General features: G+C 73.9%; 15 protein-coding genes and 1 pseudogene. 7 read left to right on the top strand and 9 right to left on the bottom strand.

The annotated features are described in order from the left end of the window. Positions 1-65: 65 nt before the first annotated feature. Positions 66-878: an LLM class F420-dependent oxidoreductase gene (locus IF61_RS0127320; protein WP_030369195.1), complete on the top strand. Its 813-nt coding sequence runs from the start codon at positions 66-68 to the stop codon at positions 876-878. Here the strand turns inward: IF61_RS0127320 and IF61_RS0127315 are convergent. Then, on the bottom strand, positions 875-1,699 hold the full coding sequence (locus tag IF61_RS0127315; RefSeq protein ID WP_030369194.1) for an LLM class flavin-dependent oxidoreductase: 825 nt from the start codon (positions 1,697-1,699) through the stop codon (positions 875-877). The two genes, IF61_RS0127320 and IF61_RS0127315, sit on opposite strands and share 4 nt — an antisense overlap. Before the next feature lie 119 nt (positions 1,700-1,818). Here IF61_RS0127315 and IF61_RS0127310 point away from each other — a divergent pair, with 119 nt between their 5' ends. Beyond that, positions 1,819-3,198 carry an alkaline phosphatase family protein gene (locus tag IF61_RS0127310; protein WP_030369193.1) on the top strand — a complete coding sequence of 460 codons (1,380 nt, stop codon included), beginning with the start codon at positions 1,819-1,821 and terminating at the stop codon, positions 3,196-3,198. Between the two features lie 2 nt (positions 3,199-3,200). Here the strand turns inward: IF61_RS0127310 and IF61_RS0127305 are convergent, their stop codons facing one another. The 8 genes from IF61_RS0127305 to IF61_RS0127270 form a co-directional block, all read right to left on the bottom strand. Next, the gene (locus IF61_RS0127305) at positions 3,201-4,715 is read right to left on the bottom strand and encodes an aldehyde dehydrogenase family protein (RefSeq protein WP_052393098.1); all 1,515 of its coding nucleotides are present in this window, start codon (positions 4,713-4,715) and stop codon (positions 3,201-3,203) included. Between the two features lie 106 nt (positions 4,716-4,821). Then, positions 4,822-6,240 (bottom strand): FAD-binding oxidoreductase, encoded by a 1,419-nt coding sequence (locus tag IF61_RS0127300; RefSeq protein ID WP_078660542.1) that lies wholly within the window; start codon positions 6,238-6,240, stop codon positions 4,822-4,824. 94 nt (positions 6,241-6,334) lie between these two features. Further along, the gene (locus tag IF61_RS0127295) at positions 6,335-7,540 is read right to left on the bottom strand and encodes a cytochrome P450 (RefSeq protein ID WP_030369190.1); all 1,206 of its coding nucleotides are present in this window, start codon (positions 7,538-7,540) and stop codon (positions 6,335-6,337) included. Next, a complete protein-coding gene (locus tag IF61_RS0127290; RefSeq protein ID WP_157848691.1) occupies positions 7,537-8,958 on the bottom strand; it encodes a hypothetical protein in 1,422 nt (473 codons plus the stop codon). Before IF61_RS0127290 ends, IF61_RS0127295 begins: the two co-directional genes overlap by 4 nt. Then, entirely contained in the window at positions 8,948-9,316 is a 369-nt protein-coding gene (locus IF61_RS0127285; RefSeq protein WP_030369188.1) for a hypothetical protein, read from the bottom strand. Before IF61_RS0127285 ends, IF61_RS0127290 begins: the two co-directional genes overlap by 11 nt. A gap of 120 nt (positions 9,317-9,436) precedes the next feature. Next, complete coding sequence (locus tag IF61_RS0127280; RefSeq protein ID WP_030369187.1) at positions 9,437-9,829, bottom strand: VOC family protein; 393 nt, start codon at positions 9,827-9,829, stop codon at positions 9,437-9,439. A gap of 186 nt (positions 9,830-10,015) precedes the next feature. Further along, the gene (locus tag IF61_RS0127275; RefSeq protein ID WP_030369186.1) at positions 10,016-11,347 is read right to left on the bottom strand and encodes an alkaline phosphatase family protein; all 1,332 of its coding nucleotides are present in this window, start codon (positions 11,345-11,347) and stop codon (positions 10,016-10,018) included. A 104-nt stretch (positions 11,348-11,451) separates the two neighbouring features. Beyond that, positions 11,452-11,823: an MmcQ/YjbR family DNA-binding protein gene (locus tag IF61_RS0127270; protein ID WP_030369185.1), complete on the bottom strand. Its 372-nt coding sequence runs from the start codon at positions 11,821-11,823 to the stop codon at positions 11,452-11,454. Between the two features lie 485 nt (positions 11,824-12,308). Between IF61_RS0127270 and IF61_RS0127265 the strand changes: the two genes are divergently transcribed. The 5 genes and pseudogenes from IF61_RS0127265 to IF61_RS35535 all read left to right on the top strand — a co-directional run. Beyond that, complete coding sequence (locus tag IF61_RS0127265; protein ID WP_052393097.1) at positions 12,309-13,349, top strand: methyltransferase; 1,041 nt, start codon at positions 12,309-12,311, stop codon at positions 13,347-13,349. Between the two features lie 53 nt (positions 13,350-13,402). After that, the gene (locus IF61_RS32800; protein WP_052393096.1) at positions 13,403-15,043 is read left to right on the top strand and encodes a carbamoyltransferase family protein; all 1,641 of its coding nucleotides are present in this window, start codon (positions 13,403-13,405) and stop codon (positions 15,041-15,043) included. 77 nt (positions 15,044-15,120) lie between these two features. Next, the gene (locus IF61_RS0127255; protein WP_052393095.1) at positions 15,121-16,809 is read left to right on the top strand and encodes an FAD-dependent oxidoreductase; all 1,689 of its coding nucleotides are present in this window, start codon (positions 15,121-15,123) and stop codon (positions 16,807-16,809) included. Continuing rightward, the gene (cysC, locus tag IF61_RS0127250; protein ID WP_052393094.1) at positions 16,806-17,393 is read left to right on the top strand and encodes an adenylyl-sulfate kinase; all 588 of its coding nucleotides are present in this window, start codon (positions 16,806-16,808) and stop codon (positions 17,391-17,393) included. Before IF61_RS0127255 ends, cysC begins: the two co-directional genes overlap by 4 nt. Then, positions 17,390-17,527 (top strand): annotated as a pseudogene (locus tag IF61_RS35535) (sulfate adenylyltransferase subunit CysD); the annotation flags it as partial. The gene cysC and the pseudogene IF61_RS35535, both read left to right, overlap by 4 nt.

Genomic DNA, 17,527 nt, shown 5'->3' with positions numbered 1-17,527 from the left:
CGGAACAACAGCGCGGTAATCCCCGCGACATGATTCCCGCACACGCCGGAAGGGCGGTTCCCACGATGACGTACGCACTCACGCGACCGGACGGGCGCATCAGGATCGGGGTCTGGCTGACCCCCCAGCACACCTCCGTGCGTGAACTGCGCGCCGCCTGGCGCGCGGCCGACTCCCTGGGCGTGGACTCGCTGTGGCTGTGGGACCACTTCTTCCCGCTCACCGGCGACCCCGACGGCAGCCACTACGAGGCGTGGACCCTGCTGGCCGCCCTGGCCGCCGACACCCGCGCCGCCCGGGTGGGCACCCTCGTCACCAACTACGCCTACCGCAACCCCGACCTGCTCGCCGACATGGCCCGCACCGTCGACCACCTCAGCGACGGCCGCCTCATCCTGGGCATGGGCGCGGGCTGGGTCGAACGCGACCTGAAGGAGTACGGATACCCCGTGCCCGGAGCGGGAGAGCGCGTCGCCGGGCTCGTTGACGCGGTGGCCCGGATCGACCGCAGGCTCGCCCGCCTCAACCCCGGACCGCTGGGCGCCCTGCCCCTGCTCATCGGCGGCGACGGCCGCAGGCGCCTGCTGCGCTTCGCCGCCGAGCGTGCCACCATCTGGAACACCATGGCCTGGCGCTTCGCCGAGGGCAACCGCGTGCTCGACCAGTGGTGCGCCGAGGTGGGCCGCGACCCGGCGGCGATCGAACGCAGCGCCTTCGTCACCCGTGACCAGACCGGCGAAGAGCTGCACCGGCTGGTGGCCGCGGGCGCCCGCCACCTGATCTTCCAGGTAGGGCATCCCTTCCGGCTGGACGGCGTGGAGCGGGCCCTGCCCTTCGCCCGCGAGGGACAAGAGGAACAAGTCGCGGACCCGGCCTAGGGGAGCAGCACGTCCGCCAGCCGGTCCACCTGCGACAGCGCGGCCGCGGTGGGGTGCAGGACCACCTCGTCCACCCCTCCGCCGGCCAGCTCTTCGACGGCCTCGCGGATCCGCTCCGGCGTGCGGGGCGTCTTCGCCACGAACTCCTCGGCCTCCGCGCCCAGCACGGAGAAGTAGTCCCGCACGAACGCCGCCGACTCCCGCTCCACGTCCTCGCCCAGCGCGAAGCGCGCCAGCGCCACGATGCGCGGCGCGCCGGAGCGCCCGCCCTCGGACCAGGCGCGGCGCACCCGTGCGGCGAACGGCAGGACCGCCTCCGGCTCCAGGCCCGGCGCCGTCCAGCCGTCGCCCCGGCGCACCACGCGGCGCACGGCCGCGTCGCTCAGCCCGCCCACCAGCACCGGCACCTCCGCACCCGCCGCGGGCACCGCGCCCCGCCCGAGCAGCTCCAGCTGCTCCTCGAAAGCCGCGCGCCGCCCCGCGAAGGGGCGCCCCGCGGCCTCGAAGTCGTCCCCCCGCACGCCCGGCCCCATCCCCAGGACGAGCCGCCCGCCGGACAGCGACGCCAGCGACGCCACCGACTTGGCCAGCACCGGCGCCGTGCGCAGCGGGCCGATCAGGACGTTGGTCAGCAGCCCGATCCGGGACGTCACCGCGGCCGCGGCGGCCAGCGTGAGCAACGGGTCGTGGCCCGGGTACACCAGCCGCTCCGTGACGGCCAGCGAGGCGAATCCGCGCTCCTCGGCCCTTCGCGCCCATTCCATTAAAAGGCGTCCGTCCGCGCCCGGTACGGTATTCGGCAGTGCAATGCTGATCCTCATCGTCCTCTTGCCCCCTGTCGTATATCTCCGGCGGCGCGTATGTTTTTTGCGGCGCTCATGTTTTCTCCACGCAGGATCCGCGCGCGGTCGCGCGCTGTGCACAGTGAGAGGAATCCCCGATGCCCGCTGCCCGTAAAGTGGCCGTGATAGGCCTCGACTCCGCGACTCCGCAGTACATGTTCGACCGGTTCGCCGACGACATGCCGGTGTTCACCGCACTGCGCCGCAATTCCCTGTGGGGACCGATGCGCAGTGTCGACCCGCCCATCACCATGCCCGCGTGGTCCTGCATGATGTCGGGCCGCACTCCCGGCGAACTCGGCGTCTACGGATTCCGGGACCGCGCCGCCCACGACTACGGCCCGCTGAAGTTCGCCACGTCCCACAGCATCCGGGCCCCGCGGATCTGGGACGAGATGACGGAGGCCGGGCGCCCCAGCGTCGTCCTCGGCGTGCCCGGCACCTACCCGCCCGCCCCCATCCGGGGAGCGATGGTCTCCTGCTTCCTCGCGCCCAGCACCCAGGCGCAGTACACCTCGCCGCCCGGCCTCGCCGCCGACCTGCACAAGCTGACCGGCGGCTACGCCCTGGACGTCGAGGACTTCCGTTCCCCCGAGCTCGGCCGCGTCTCGCAGCAGATCTTCGACATGAGCGAGCAGCGCTTCGAGGTCGCCCGCCACCTCGCGACCACCCAGGAGTGGGACTTCCTCTCCTTCGTGGACATGGGCCCCGACCGCCTGCACCACGGCTTCTGGAAGTACTGCGACCCCGGCCACCCCCGGCACGAGCCCGGCAACCCCCACGCCGGCCTCTTCCGCGACTACTACCGCGCCCTCGACCGGCACCTCGGCCGGTTCCTGGAGTGCCTGCCCGAGGACACCGCCGTGCTCGTCGTCTCCGACCACGGGGCACAGCCCATGGTGGGCGGCTTCTTCATCAACGAGTGGCTGCGCAAGGAAGGCCTCCTCGTCCTGGCCGAGGAGGCCGCCGGCCCCACACCCGTCAGCGCGGCCCGGATCGACTGGAAGCGCACCACCGCCTGGGCCGAGGGCGGCTACTACGGACGGATCTTCCTCAACGTCGAGGGCAGGGAGCCGCACGGCACGATCCCCGCCGCCGAGTACGAGAGCACCCGCGACCTCGTCGCCGCGGCGCTGGAGGCCGTGCCGGACGACCAGGGGCAGCCGATGGGCACCCGCGCCCTGCGCCCCGGCGAGCTGTACCCGGAGGTCAACGGCATCGCCCCGGACCTCCTCGTCTACGTCGGGAACCTGCGCTGGCGGGCCCTGGCCACCCTCGGCATGGGCAAGGGCCTCTACACGACGGAGAACGACACCGGGCCGGACCACGCCAACCACGGCGACACCGGCATCTTCGCGCTCAGCGCGCCGGGCGTCGCCCCGGGACAGGCCGTCGGCCTCTCGCTCTACGACGTGGCACCGACCCTGCGGGGGCTCCTCGGCCTCCCGCAGCACGGCTCCCGCCGCCCCGTCGCCTGACCTCATCCGCCCAGCAGCGCGTAGGGAGTGGGCGGCCCCGCCGGCCGTCCCGCCCCCTGCTCGCGGCCCTCGTGCACGGTGTGCCGCCGCCGGTAGGAGTCCAGTTCGTTCGTCAGCCGGTCCCAGACGGCGGAGGAGCCGCCCGCCCGGCCCGGCCGCTCCAGGTCGACCAGGCGGTAGTCGTTGATCCACACCCGGTCCGCGCGCAGCCGCTCGGCGACGGCGCGCGCCCGCGCCGGGTCGGCGGACCAGACACCGGCGCTGAGCCGGTAGCGGGTGCCGTTGGCAATGCGCACCGCCTCCTCGTCGTCGCCGGCACGGAGGACGGACAGCACGGGGCCGAAGATCTCCTCCTGCGCGACGGCGTCCCGCTCGCCCACCGAGGTCAGCACCGTGGGCCTGAAGTACGCGGCGGCATCCAGCCCTTCGGCCAGCTCGCCCGCGGCCGGGGAACCTCCGCCGCACGCCAGCCGCGCCCCCTGGGACAGGCCCAGCTCGGTGAAGCGCCGGGCCGTGCGCGCCTGGCTGCGCGACACCAGAGGACCGAGGTCGGTGGCCTCGTCCAGCGGGTCGCCCAGCCGCAGCCGCCCCACCCGCTCGACGAGCAGCCGCACGAAATCGTCGTGGACGGCGGCGTGCACCACGGCCCGGGTGCCCGCCATGCACACCTGCCCGTTGTGCAGGAACGCCCCCCACGCCACACCCTTCACGGCCTGTTCGAGATCGGCGTCCGCCAGCACGAGGTTGGGCGACTTGCCCCCCAGGTCCAGGCGGGTGCTCGTGCCCGCCGACGCCGCCCCCTGCCGTACGGCGTCCCCCGTCTCGTCGGAGCCGGTGAACGCCACGAGGTCCACCCCCGGGGCGCGCACCAGACTCTCACCGGTCACCGCACCCGGCCCCGTGACCACATTGACCACGCCCGGCGGCAGCCCGCACTCGTGCAGCAGCCGCACCAGGCGCAGCACGGACAGCGAAGCGAACGAAGCCGGCTTGATCACACACGTGTTGCCCGCGGCGATCGCGGGCGCGATCCGCCAGGCGGCCAGCAACAGCGGCAGGTTCCAGGGCACGATCGCGGCGACGACCCCGGCCGGCCGCCACAGCACGTACGCGCCGCCGTCCCCGGGCTCCCGCTCGGGCACGTGCTCCGCCCACCAGGCGCTCCACTCGAACGCCGCCGCCGCGCCGGGCACGTCCGCCCCCCGCGCCTTGCGCAGCGTCGCGCCGTTGTCGCGCACCTCCAGGTGCGCGAACTCCGCCGCCTCACCGGCCAGCCGCTCCGCCGCCGCGCGCAGCAGGCGGGCCCGCTCCCGCGCCGGCATCCGGGGCCAGGGGCCCTCGTCGAAGGCCTTCCGGGCGGCCGCCACCGCCCGGCGCACGTCCTCGGGGCCGCCGCTCGGCACGTCGGCCAGGTGACGCCGCGTCGCCGGCTCGAAGGTGCGCAGGACGGCACCGTCGCGGGCCGGCACGGCCAGGCCGCCGATGTACATGGGAACCTGCTCGGCCACGCTCTCCATGTGCCTCACCGTCTCCTCGTGTCGTCCGTGACGTGCGCCCCGCCGGAACGCGCGGGCGGCGGCCGCGCCGGAGCACGAGGGCCCCGGGGCGGCCGCCGCGCGCCGGCTACGCGGGCAGCGGCGGGATGTTGGGGTTGAACCGGAAGACGTTGCCCGGGTCGTGCCGCGCCTTCAGCCCCTGCAGCCGGGCGTAGTTCTCCGGCGTGAAGGCGCCGCGGGCGACCTCCACCGACGTGTTGTGGCCCGCGAGGAAGTTCAGGCACGCCCCGGGCGTCGTCCAGGGCCGCAGGGCGTCCACGAAGCCCTGCTGCGCCCGGTCGACGGACTCGATCGTCTCCGGCTCGATCAGGGAGGCGATGTAGGCGTTGAAGACCGCGTCCGGGAAGTGGCCCACCGCGCTGGGGACCTGCGGGGGCCGGGACAGGGCGCCGCCCAGGTGGCGCAGCTCCACGCCGTGCACCGCATTCGTCCCGGGGCCGGCCAGCTGCAGGATCAGGTCGGCGGCCTTCTCGTCGAGCCGGCGGAGCATGAAGGTCTTGCTGTAGCTCGCCACGGGCGACGGCGGGTCGTTATGGATCTCCCCGGCGCGCGTGTACGGCAGGGAGGCCACCGTGTCCATGACGACCGTGCCGGCCGCCCGGAGCTCGGCGAAGTGCCGCTCGGCCTCCTCGGGCTCCCCGAGGTAGGCCAGCCGGATGTGGGTGACGAACCGGCCGCGCAGTGGCCCCGGCAGCCCCTCGGCGTCGGGGTACTCGGCGAGGAACACCGAGGACGCCATCTCCTCCGGCATCCGGGGCGCCCACGCGAGCCAGGTCTTCAGCGCCGCCGGGGTCGACTCGGCGTCGAAGAACAGCCCGCCCCCGTACACCCGGCTCACGGGGAACAGCCGCACCTCCAGGGAGGTGACGATGCCGAGGTTGCCCTTGCTGCCGCGCACCCCCCAGAACAGGTCGGGGTGCTGCTCGGGGGTGACCTCCAGCAGCCGGCCGTCGGCGGTGACGAGGTCGAAGGAGGTGATGTGGTCGGTCGCGAAGCCGTACTTGCGCGAGAGGAGCCCGAGCCCCCCGCCGAGGGAGTACGAGACCGCTCCGACGAACGGCGCCGAGCCGTTGAGCGGCGCCAGCCCGTGCACGGCCGCCTCGTGGATCACCTGCTCCCAGCGGACGCCCGCCTCGATGCGCGCCGTGCGGGCCTGCGGGTCCACCCGTACACCGGTCATCCGCCGGGTGCCGATGAACACGTCGGTGGCGGGCCGGGAGATGCCGTGGCCGGTCGCCTGGACCGCCACCCCGAGGCCGCGCTCCGCGGCGAAGCGCACGGCCGCGATGACGTCGGCCGCGCCGGTGGCGCCGACGATGAGCGCCGGGCGGTGCGTGACGGACAGCTCGAAGCCGGCGAGCTCCTCGTCGAAGCCCTCCTCCCCGGGCAGCAGGACGGGGCCGGCGACGTGAGCTCTGAGCTCCTCGGCGTCCGGTGCGCCGAGCGGGACGGGCGCGCCCGGTGACTGGTGGCTTGCTGAATTCACCGATGAACCTTTCTGGATGGAGCGGGACGAGCGTCCGCGCCGGGCGGGCCGCGGGCCGCAGCCCCGCCGGGCGCGGAGGTTCGGGTCGGGCCGGTCAGTGCCGCGGTCCGAGGACCACCGGCAGCGACCGGACGGCGAGGGGCAGCAGTTCGCTGCTGTGCTCGATCTCCTCGGGCGGCACGGCCGGCGCGATGCCGGGGAACGCCGCGAGCAGCCGTGCGACGCCCACGGTCAGCTCGGCCACGGCGAGGTCGGCGGCCGGGCAGGCGTGCCGGCCCGCGCCGAAGGCGATGGCGCGGTCGGCGATCCGGCTGATGTCGAGGACGTCGGGGTCGGGGAAGACCTCCGGGTCGCGGGAGGCGGCCGCCACCAGCGGCAGCACCGCCTCCCCGGCGGCGATGCGGCTGCCGGAGAGCACCACGTCCTCGGTGGCGACCCGCAGCAGCCCGTCGTGGGTGGAGGGGTAGAAGCGCAGCAGTTCCCATACGGCCACCGGGACGAGGGCCGGGTCGCCGGCCAGCCGGGCGGCGAGGCCGGGGGAGGAGAGCACGCCGAAGAGGTGGCGGGCCAGGAGGTCCCGGATGGTGACGAAGCCGGAGATGACCAGGCCGTGGAGGAGCAGCCTGCGATCCTCGTCGGTCAGGCTCGCGGCGGCGTCCTGCGGGCCCGCGCCCAGGAGCGCGTGGGCGACGCTGTCGCCGGGCGCGGCCCGGCAGGCGGCGAGCAGGTCGCCCAAGGCCTTCCCGAGCCGGTCCCGGGCGGCCGCCAGGTCCTCCTCGGCGGCTCCCCGGGGCAGCAGCAGGAGCTCCACGTCGGAGGTGACGGCCCGCCAGCGGTCACCGGGGAACCCGAGCAGCTCGCAGGTGACACGGCCGGCGAAGGGCGCGGTGTACGCCGTGACCAGGTCCACGGTGCCGGCCCCGGCGGGCAGCCCGGCGAGGACGTCCCCGGCGATCTCCTCGATGCGCGGCACGAAGCGCGCGGCCCGCTCCGCGCCGAACGCGGCGGCCACCGGCCCCCGCAGCCGGGCGTGGTCCGGCGGGTCGAGGTCCACGATGCCGGACCCCTGCGAGCGGCCGAACCCCCGCCCGGGCAGCAGGGCCGCCCGGTGCCGGCTGAAGCGGTCGTCGGCCAGCACGGTCCGGACGTCCTCGTGGCGGGTGACCAGGCGGATCCGCGCCCCGTCGGCCAGCCGGACCTCGGGCACGGGGTCCTCGGCCAGGAGCCGTCCGAACGCGGGCGGGACCGTGCCCAGGGGGCCGGGCGGGAAGGGGAAGAGGGACGGAACGCGTGCGGTCATGCGGACCGGCCCCCGTCACCCCGCGCACCGGTGCGGTCCGGGCCCGGCCGGGCGAAGTCCCTTGCCAGGACGAGGTTGTCCAGCTGGTGCTCCACGACGATGTTGCCGCAGCCGTAGTCGTCGGCGATCAGCTCCACGTCCTCGGCGGACACCAGGTGGGCCGGGTCGGACAGCAGGGTCGCGATGCCCCGGGCCGGGGCGAGGACCTCCAGGGCGAAGCCCCGGGCCACGTGCTGGCGGTGGGTGTGGGCGGCGGCGATGAGGAAGGTGTCGTCGGTGTCGCAGATCAGGTGCCACAGGGCCCGGGCCTGCAGGAAGCGCCGGGGACGGTCGGTGAAGCGGCGGGCGGACACCAGGGCGGCCCCCTCCGCGCCCCGGCTCGTGCCGAGGGCGACCAGCCCGCGGTCCAGGTAGGGGACCTGTTCGGTGCGGTAGCTCATGAAGGGGGCCGGGTCGAAGGGCCGGGTGTCCTCCAGGCCGGCCCACGCGCGGACCCGGTGCGCCACCTCGTACCCGAGGTGCCAGGGGTTGTCGAGGTTGCCCGGGGCGAAGAACCGGGCGCTCACGTCGGCGCAGGCCTTCCGCAGCTCCACCAGGGCGTCGGCCGGCGCGGCGCCCTCGGGGGCCGTGCCCATCAGCGTGCGCGCCCGCGCCACCCACTCCAGCTGGTCGGCGATCCGCTCCGGCCGCACGCCGTTGAAGAAGTCACCGGCCAGCGGCTCCGGCAGCTGCTCGGCGGCCTTGACGATGTCGGCCTCGTACGGTTCGGCCTCGCTGTAGGGGTCGAGGCCCAGGCGCGCGGCGACGCGGCAGAAGGCGGCCTCCTCCTCGCCGGTGGAGCGGATCGCCGCCCACTCCTCCTGCAGCGGGGTGTCCGTGATGCCCTGCCCGGCCAGGCGGTCCGCGACGGCGTCCACGAACGCGGCCAGGGAGGCGGTGAACGCCGCGCTCTCCACACAGCTGTTGCCGCGGCTCGCGAAGTGGTCGCCGGGGCGGACGTCGGGCCCCATGTCGGGCATCCACACGATCCGGGTCTCCCGGCCCTCGGGCACGAAGAGCATGTCCGGCCAGCGGAAGCCGTCGCAGGCCGCGCGTAAGACGTGGCGGCGCGAACGGACCCACCACGCGCCGCGGTCGTCGCCGACGCCGTACTTGTAGGCGAAGCGGAGCTGGGATATCTGGGTGCCCGGCCGCGCGTCGGCCACGAGCGACCACCAGTTGAAGGCGATCCACTCGGCCATGGGGTAGAGGGAGCCGGTGACGTGCTCGCGGTACGTCCCGGCGCCGGGCTCCCGGATCAGGGTGACGGTCTCGGCGCCCACCGCTATGCGCAGGTCGGCCCGGGTCGCCTGCAGCTCGTCCCGGCCGCCGGCGGGGGCCTCGTGCCAATTCCACTGCAATTGGAACTCAGGAAGCATGGTCCGCCAGCCCTTCCGGCCATTCACTCGGGTGGAGTTCGTATCCGGTGTATTCGCCGGGGCGCCGGCCGGTCAGCCGGAATTCCACGACGGTGTCACCGGACCGGTGCCAGACATAGCGCGGGAAGCCGCTCAGCCAGGGGCCGCCGAGGTGTCCGGTGAGAATGCCGGAACGGAGTGTGCCCAGCGGGGCGGAGGCCAGGGAACCGGGCAGCTCCGGCAGCCCGGCCGGGCCCCGGCCGAAATCCCGGGGCGCGAATGCGGCCCCCGCGGAGAGTTCTTCGCGGGTGACACGTGCGGGGAGCGGGGACAGGGCGCGGCGTGGTTCCCGCCGCCGCCCGGGCGCTCGTAGGACCATGGTGCCCACCTTCCGGAGAACGGGGGATGTTCCGGAGAACCGGGTTGCGTGGAACGACAGTGGCGGCGGAGCCCGGGCGCGTCACCGGAACCGGGCCCCGCGGAAGGTCGCGCGCCTTGCCTACGACAGGGGCGCGAAGAGGTCGATCACGGTGCCGTCGGGGTCCTTGACGATGGCGTAGCGCTGGCCCCACACGGCATCCCACGGCTTGAGGTGGCCCTCGTAGCCGGCGCCGACGAGCTCGGCGTACTTGGCGTCCACGGCCGCGGTGTCGGGGAACTCGAAGGCGATGGCCACGCGGTGGCCGCCGCTCGGGGCCTCCCACTGCGGGTCGTACGAACGGATCGTGGCCGCCGTGTCCCAGGCGAGCCGGACGCCGCCGTCGAGCACCACCTCGACGTGCGGCGCGGCGTCGGCCTCGGCGGGAATCTCCACGCCCAGCAGGCGGTAGAACTCCAGCGACCTGGCCATGTCCTCGACGACCACCGCGAACAGGGAAATCCTTGCTGACATGCGTTTCCTTTCCTGCACTTTCTTGCACTTTAAAATGGGTCTCCGGGGGGCGGCCGTCTTCCGTCCGGGCCGGCCGGGCCGCGAAGTCCGAATGTGCTGGACCCGTGCAGGCTAGTGACCCATCGGCGGACTTGGCCAATCGCCGTATCGCTTCCGCGTGTCAACGCTGCCTATTGAGGGGCGATTTCAGGACAGCGGAACGCCGTCCCAATCCGACGGCACGTCACGCCCGAGCAGTTCGCACACGGTTGCGGGTATGTCGACGGGGGCCGCGACGCGCGAACGCGCGGCGCCGCCGGAGAAGCCCGGGCCCAGCGCCGCCCAGTAGGAATCGCGGCGGTGCCAGCCGCTCTGCCAGTCGCGGTGCACGTGGGAGGCCCACGCGGGATCCCCCAGGGGGAGGTAGCGCCAGTCCGCCGGCTCCAGGACGAGGTCCGGGGCCAGGTGGACGGCCTCGCCCGCGTAGACCTCCTCCCGCCGGTGCACGGCCGCCAGGAAGGGCCTGCCCGTACGGGGGTTGAGCCGCTCCAGCAGCGCCGCCGCGACCTCGGTGCGCACCGCCTCGTAGTCGCGCTCGGCGACCGTGCCGTGCTTGTACCGCCCGCGCAGGTTGACGTTCACCCCGTGCGTGCCCTGCACCGCCTCGAAGGCCCGGCTGCGTGCCCACTCGGCGCGGCCGTCCGCGGCGTGCGAGAGGAAGCCGCAGGACTCCAGCTCGGCGTTGACGGAGTGGTAGTTGCGCAGCGGGCCGAAACCGATCTCCGAGAACGCCAGGACCGTGGTGCGGTCGTCCGCCCGGTCCAGGACGTCCTGGATGACGCGGTCGCAGGTGCGGTACGCGGCGAGGACGGCGCTCGACTCCTCGTGCTCCGGCCCCCGTTCCAGCTCCTGCCAGTAGATGTGCGACGTCCGGTCGATGGAGGTGAGGTTGACGAGCACGACGTCGTGGTCCTCCAGCAGCGCGAGCGCCGCGCGCCCGCGCTGGACGTCCGCCTCCAGCAGGGAGGGCAGCAGCTCGTCACGGTCCTGGCCGGTCCAGAACACCGAGACGTCGTGGACCGGCCGGACGCCCCGCGCCGCCAGGGTGCGCTGCAGGCTCCGCGGATGGCAGGCGTGGAGGGTGGCGTACATCGGATAGGTGATCAGCGAGCCGTCGAACGGCTCGGGCGGATGGGTGCCGAACACGCCGATCGAGGCGAACCTGACGCCGGTGAACACCTCCTGCTGCCACAGCACCGGGAACCGGCGGTCCTTCGAGGTCAGGACCTGCGGGGCGTACTCGGGATCGTGGCAGGTCCAGTAGGAGTAGAAGCCGTGCCGCCCGGCCCGCCGCCCGGTCAGGACGCTCAGCAGGCCCGGCGGCTCGTACGGGGTGCCCTCCGCGCGCAGCGGCCCGTGGACGCCCTGCGCGCGCAGCCGGGCGAAGCCGGGCAGCAGACCCTTCGCGCACCACCGCTCGAGCAGCTCGGGCGCGGCGCCCTCGGTGATGATGACGACGACACGCTGGCGAAACGTCACGTACGACTCCCTCGGTCTGCTGGGCAGTTGGCATACCGGTCATCGGAGAACGTGGGGGAGCGAGCGGCGGAGGGGCGGGGAGTGGGGGCGGAGGAGACGAAGGATCAGGCCGCGCGCAGCAGGCGCAGGCGATCGCGGGCCGCCTTCGGCAGACCCGACACCACACGGTCGTATGAGTGTTCCACCATCTCCCGCACCTCCTCCACGGGAACGGTTCCGTTCAGGACAACCGTGTTCCAGTGGCGCTTGTTGACGTGATAGCCGGGCTCCACGGCGGCGTACTGCTCCCGCAGGTGCAGGGCCAGATCCGGCTCGCACTTCAGCGTGACCTGGGCCGGACGCTCCCCGGAGGGGTCCTGGAGGATCGCGAACACCTTGCCCTCCACCTTGAACACCGTGGCCCCGGGCCCGAACGCCTCGTCGTCGAAGGCCTCCGGCAGCTCCAGCGCGAAGTCCGACAGTTCCTGCGGGGTCATGGGCGGTCCTTCTTCCGGTGGCGGGCGGCTGTTCCGCCGCACGGGGCGAGTGGGGTCTTCCGCCAGCGTAGGGCCGTGCGGGACCCGTGATGCGCCCGGGCACGGCCGCTGATCCACGATGGCCGAAACCCGGCGGAGAGTTCCGGCCCCCACCGGGCCACCGGCGGAGGCATTCTTGACGCGCCGCTCCGGGCGTTGCGAGAGTTTCCCCCGGCCCCGCAGTCTGTCCGGGGCCTGCCCGTCCTCCCGGTGCTGCCCGGTCGCAGCCCCGGTGTCCGCGCGCCTGAAGCGCGTCACTTCCTCACCCGAGCGGGCCGCGCCCGGCCCCGGCCCGCCCCACCGCCGGCCACCCGGTGCCCCGGAGCCCGCCGGTCACCCGCGCCCCCGGTGCGCCGGGCGCCCACGGCCGCCCGGCCCCCGTTCGCCGCCCCGGCCCCGCCGGGACCCCGCCGCCTGCCCCGAACGCCCTGTGGAGGAACCCCCGTATGACTGCGGAGCGGACGCACGACGACCAGGCCCGCGCCACCGCCGAGGAGACCGTCAACGACATCCTGCAAGGGGCCTGGAAAGCCCGCGCCATCCACGTCGCCGTCGAGCTCGGCCTGCCGGGACTCCTCCAGGACGGCCCCCGCACCGCCGCCGACCTGGCCGCCGCGGCCGGCGCGCACGAACCCACGCTGCGCAGACTGCTGCGCCTGCTCGCCGCCTCGGGCATCTTCGAGGACCTCGGGCACGACGACCTGTACGGGCACAACGCCCTCTCCGAGGTGCTGCTGCCCGACCCCACCAGCCCCGTGGCCACCGACGCCCGCTTCCAGGCCGCTCCCTGGCACTGGCGGGCCTGGGAACGGCTCGCCCACAGCGTCCGCACCGGCGAAGCCTCCTTCGACGTCGCCAACGGCGTCTCGTTCTGGGAGCTCACCCAGCAGGACCCACAGGCCCGGGAGCTGTTCAACCACGCCATGGGATCGGTGTCCCTCGCCGAGAGCCGGCAGGTCGCCGAGGCCTACGAATTCTCCGGCGCGGGCACCGTCGTCGACATCGGCGGCGGCCGCGGCAGCCTCATGGCCGCCATCCTCGAGCGCGCCCCCGGCGCCCGCGGCGTCCTCCTCGAGCGCCCCGCGGTCGCCGGCGAGGCCCGCGCCCTGCTGGAGGGCCGGGGCCTCGGCGAGCGCTGCGAGGTCCTCCCCGGCGACTTCTTCGAGACCATCCCCGCGGGCGCCGACCTCTACCTCATCAAGCACGTCCTGCACGACTGGGACGACGAGGACGTCCTGCGCATCCTCCGCAGGATCGCCGTGGCCATGGCGCCCGCGTCCCGGCTCCTCGTGATCGACAACCTGATCGACGAACGGCCCGCGGCCTCGACCCTCTTCGTCGACCTGCTCCTCCTCGTCCTCGTGGGCGGGGCCGAGCGCTCGGAGAGCGAGTTCGCCACCCTGCTGGAGAAGGCCGGCCTGGCCGTGGAGCGCTCGCTGCCCTGCGGCTCCGGCCCGCTGCGCATCGTGGAGATCCGCCGCGTCTGACCCGCACAGCGCCTCGCCCGCATCCGACCACAGCTGTAAGGAGTATCGACACTATGACGGTGCTGGGTCTGGGGGGCTCCGGACACGACTGGTCCTCCTGCGCCTCCGACGGCCGGGAACTGGTGGCGGTCGACGAGGAGCGCCTGGTCGGCAGCAAGTACGGGCTCGGCGCGGACCTCCTGGCGGGCCTCAGCCGCCGTGCCTGCCTCGACGCCCTGGCCACCACGGCCGGGGACGTCGACCACGTGGTCTGCTGCGAACTCGTGCCCCGCCCCTTCTACCACTCGTTCCGCAAACGCGTGACGATCGTCAATCACCATCTCGCCCACGCCTACAGCGCGTTCGGCGCCTCCGGTATGACCCGGGCCGCCGTGCTGGTCTGCGACAACTCCGGCAGCCTGGTCACCGGCCGGAAGGACGGGCCGGGCCCGCGTGAAGCGGAGACGATCAGCGGCTTCACCGCCGACGAGTCCGGGATCCGCCTCGTGAACCGCGTCAGCGGCGCCCACCTCGTCGACGCGGCGTCCGAGAGCGCCTACTACCAGCCGGGGGAGACCGACAACTCCCTGGGCCACTTCTACCGCGCCGCCAGCCTGGCCCTGGGCCTGTCCTACACGGGACCGAAGACCCGCTACCCGGTCAGCGAGGACGGCAAGACCATGGGCCTCGCCCCCTACGGCGACGACCGCTTCACCGACCAGGTCGCGGAGCTCGTCACCCTGCTGCCCGGCGGCGGCGTGAGCATCTCCGCGAGCAAGGTCAACCACGCCTTCGAACGCCTCGTGGCCTCGGGGGACTTCGATGACCGCGCCGCCCTCGCCCACGCCGCCCAGGAAATCCTGGAACGCGCCCTCGTGCACTGTGCGAACGACCTCCACCGCCGCACCGGCCTGACGGACCTGTGCATCGCCGGCGGCGTCGGCCTCAACAGCGTCGCCAACGGGCGCGTCCTGCGCGAAACCCCCTTCGAACGCGTCTTCGTCGTACCGGCCGCCGGGGACAACGGCATCAGCCTGGGCTGCGCCTACTACGGCCTCCACCAGCTGGAGGGCAGGCCCCTGACCGGCCTCCCGGCGCTCCGGACGGCGTACCTAGGGCCCGCCTACGCGACCGCCAGGGCCGACGCCGCCCTCGCCGCCTCGGGCTTCACTGTGGAGACCCCCGACGACCTGCCCGGCCGGGTGGCCGCCCTGCTCGCCGAAGGAAAGATCATCGGCTGGTTCGACGGCCGCTCCGAGTTCGGCCCCCGGGCCCTGGGGCACCGCAGCATCCTCGCCGCCCCCTACCCCGCCTCGGTCCGCGACCACCTCAACGACCACGTCAAACACCGCGAGTGGTTCCGCCCCTACGCCCCCGTCGTCCGCCAGGAGCGCGCCCACGACTACTTCGACCTCGACCAGCCCTCGCCCTTCATGCTGATCGTCGCCCGCGTCACCCGGCCGGACGCCGTACCGGCCGCGGCCCACGTCGACGGCACCGCCCGGCTGCAGACCCTCGACGCCGGGCAGAACCCGAAGGTGCACGCCCTGCTCGGCCGCTTCGAAGAACTCACCGGCTGCGGGGTGCTGCTCAACACCTCGTTCAACGTCGCCGGCCGCCCCATCGTCGAGACACCCGAGGACGCCGTCGAGGCCTTCGCAAGCATGCGGCTCGACCACCTGGTGGTCGGCGACCGGCTGGCGACCAAGGCCTGAAGGACCTGAAGGGTCACCCGAGTCACCCTGAGTGACCTGAAGGACCGTACCCCGGCGGCAGGGAGGAGACTTCAGCGGTGGACGTCCCGGTGCTCGTCGTCGGAGGAGGGCCGACGGGCCTGGCGACGGCGCTCTTCCTCGCCCGCCACGGCGTGCGCTGCCTGCTCGTCGAGCAGCACACGACCACCTCCGCCGTACCGCGCGCCACCCACGTCAGCCGGCGCTCCATGGAACTCTTCCGCGAAGCCGGCCTGGAGGAGGAGATCCGCCGGGCCGGCTTCGAAGTGGTCCGGGAGGACGACCCCCGGGCCCGGGACCGGCCCGGCAGTTTCCTCCCCAGGGTCGTCCTCGGCGCCACCTCGCTCGCCGGCCTGCACCACGCCGAGGTGCTGGAGACGGGCGAGGAAGAACTCGCCGTACCCGGCCCCTGCGCCCCCTTCTGGTGCGGACAGGACCGCATGGAACCCCTGCTCGCCGAGGCCGCCGCACGCAACGGCGCCGACGTACGCTTCGGGCACGAGCTCACCGGCCTGCGCACCGGCCCCGACGGCGCCCGCGCCCGGATCCGCGCCGGCGCCACCGGGCGCACCTACAGCGTCGACGCCCGGTACGTCGTCGCCGCCGACGGCGCCCGCGGCAGCATCGCCGAACGCGTCGGCATCACCCGCGAGGGACACGGCACGCTCGCCCACCGCGTGAGCGTGCTCTTCCGCGCCGCCCCCGGCGCATGGGACCGCACCCGCAGGTTCTTCATGTGCATGATCCGCAACCCGGGGTTCGACGGCGCGGTGATGGAACTCAACACCCCCGACCACTGGTGCGCCGCGGTGGACCACGACCCGGCGCTCGCCGAGCCGGACGGCACCTACGCGGAGCGGACCTGCCGCGCCCTGGTCCTGGCCGCGATCGGCGACGAACACGCCGACGCGGAGATACGCACCGTCTTCCACTGGAGGGCCCGGCACCGCATCGCGGCCCGCTACAGCACCGGACCGGTCTTCCTCATAGGGGACGCGGCGCACCTGCACCCCCCGTCGGGCGGCTACGGATCCAACGTCGGCTTCCAGGACGCGCACAACCTCGCCTGGAAAATCGCCGCGGTCACCGGCTCCTGGGCGGGCCCCGGGCTCCTCGCCACCTACGACCAGGAGCGCCGGCCCGTGGGAAGCGCCACGGCACAGCAGTCCATGCTCCTCGACGGCGTACCCCCGCAGGCCCTGGGCGGCGCAACCCTCTGCGACCCCCGGACCCTGATCATGGGATACCGCTACCGCTCCACAGCCGTCCTCGGCGCCCCGCCAGGCCCGGCGTTCCCCGCGGCCTTCGCCCTGACGGCCGATCCCGGCACCCGGCTGCCGCACCTGTGGCTGCGCACCACCGTGGGCACCGACGTCTCCACACTGGACCTCTGCCACGGCCGCCTCACCCTCCTCTCGGCCCACCCCGCCTGGGCGCGGGCGGCCGACCGCCTCGCCGACGCGACCGGACTCCCCGTACGCGGCCTGCACGTGGCCGCCGGCGGTGACGGCGACCTCCGCGACCCGTCCGCAACCTTCACCGAGGTCTGCGGAACCGGGCCCGGGGGAGCCGTATTCGTACGGCCGGACGGCATGGTGGCCTGGCGCACGACGGACGAGGACCCGCCCGGCCCGGAGCGGGCCCACGCACTCCTCGCCTCCGTCGTGGGACGCGTCCTGTCCCTGCCGGTGCCGGACCGGGCACGCATCGCTTACACCACGACTCGGCGAACCGGGAGCGACGGATGACCACCTCTCATTCCTTCCCCTCTCATTCCTTCCACCCCTTCTGCACGTGCTGGCCGGGGGCCACCGTGTGGCTGACGGGCCTGCCGAGCGCGGGCAAGACGACCATCGCTCGGGCGCTGGCCGCGCGGTTGCGCGGCGACGGCCGGCGGGTGGAGGTGCTCGACGGCGACGAGAACCGCGCCGTCCTCACCGCGGACCTGGGCTTCTCGCGCGAGGACCGGTACACCAACGTCCAGCGCGTCGGCCTGCTCGCCGAGGTGCTGGCCCGCAACGGCATCGTCGCTCTGGTGCCGGTCATCGCCCCCTACGCCGACAGCAGGCAGGCCGTGCGCAAACGCCACGAGAGCTCCGGCACCGCCTATCTGGAGGTGCACGTGGCCACCCCGCTGGAGGTGTGCGCGGCCCGCGACGTCAAGGGCCTGTACGCCCGGCAGGCGGCGGGCACGCTCACCGGCCTCACCGGCGTGGACGATCCGTACGAGGCGCCGGCCGACCCGGACCTGCGCATTTCTGCGCACGAACAGGGTGTCGAGGAGTCCGCGCACGCTGTGTTCCGGCTCCTGCAGGCGAAGGAACTCGCATGAGCGGAAGCGCTCCCGGTAGTCCGTATGTTCCGTATGCGTTGTCGCATCTGGATGTGCTGGAGTCGGAGGCGGTGCACGTCTTCCGGGAGGTGGCGGGGGAGTTCGAGCGGCCGGTGCTGCTGTTCTCCGGCGGC

This window comes from Streptomyces roseoverticillatus (genome assembly GCF_000719265.1).
In the GTDB taxonomy this organism is placed as follows: domain Bacteria; phylum Actinomycetota; class Actinomycetes; order Streptomycetales; family Streptomycetaceae; genus Streptomyces; species Streptomyces roseoverticillatus.
This window is presented reverse-complemented; position numbering and strand designations above follow the sequence as displayed.

What these genes read in the sequence shown, in the direction of transcription:
- IF61_RS0127265 (WP_052393097.1), top strand. Translation starts at nt 12,309, where the DNA reads ATGACTGCGGAGCGGACGCACGACGACCAGGCCCGCGCCACCGCCGAG.
- IF61_RS0127320 (WP_030369195.1), top strand. Translation starts at nt 66, where the DNA reads ATGACGTACGCACTCACGCGACCGGACGGGCGCATCAGGATCGGGGTC.
- IF61_RS0127270 (WP_030369185.1), bottom strand. Translation starts at nt 11,823, where the DNA reads ATGACCCCGCAGGAACTGTCGGACTTCGCGCTGGAGCTGCCGGAGGCC.
- IF61_RS0127295 (WP_030369190.1), bottom strand. Translation starts at nt 7,540, where the DNA reads ATGACCGCACGCGTTCCGTCCCTCTTCCCCTTCCCGCCCGGCCCCCTG.
- IF61_RS0127290 (WP_157848691.1), bottom strand. Translation starts at nt 8,958, where the DNA reads ATGCTTCCTGAGTTCCAATTGCAGTGGAATTGGCACGAGGCCCCCGCC.
- IF61_RS0127280 (WP_030369187.1), bottom strand. Translation starts at nt 9,829, where the DNA reads ATGTCAGCAAGGATTTCCCTGTTCGCGGTGGTCGTCGAGGACATGGCC.
- IF61_RS32800 (WP_052393096.1), top strand. Translation starts at nt 13,403, where the DNA reads ATGACGGTGCTGGGTCTGGGGGGCTCCGGACACGACTGGTCCTCCTGC.
- IF61_RS0127310 (WP_030369193.1), top strand. Translation starts at nt 1,819, where the DNA reads ATGCCCGCTGCCCGTAAAGTGGCCGTGATAGGCCTCGACTCCGCGACT.
- IF61_RS0127305 (WP_052393098.1), bottom strand. Translation starts at nt 4,715, where the DNA reads ATGGAGAGCGTGGCCGAGCAGGTTCCCATGTACATCGGCGGCCTGGCC.
- IF61_RS0127315 (WP_030369194.1), bottom strand. Translation starts at nt 1,699, where the DNA reads ATGAGGATCAGCATTGCACTGCCGAATACCGTACCGGGCGCGGACGGA.
- cysC (WP_052393094.1), top strand. Translation starts at nt 16,806, where the DNA reads ATGACCACCTCTCATTCCTTCCCCTCTCATTCCTTCCACCCCTTCTGC.
- IF61_RS0127285 (WP_030369188.1), bottom strand. Translation starts at nt 9,316, where the DNA reads ATGGTCCTACGAGCGCCCGGGCGGCGGCGGGAACCACGCCGCGCCCTG.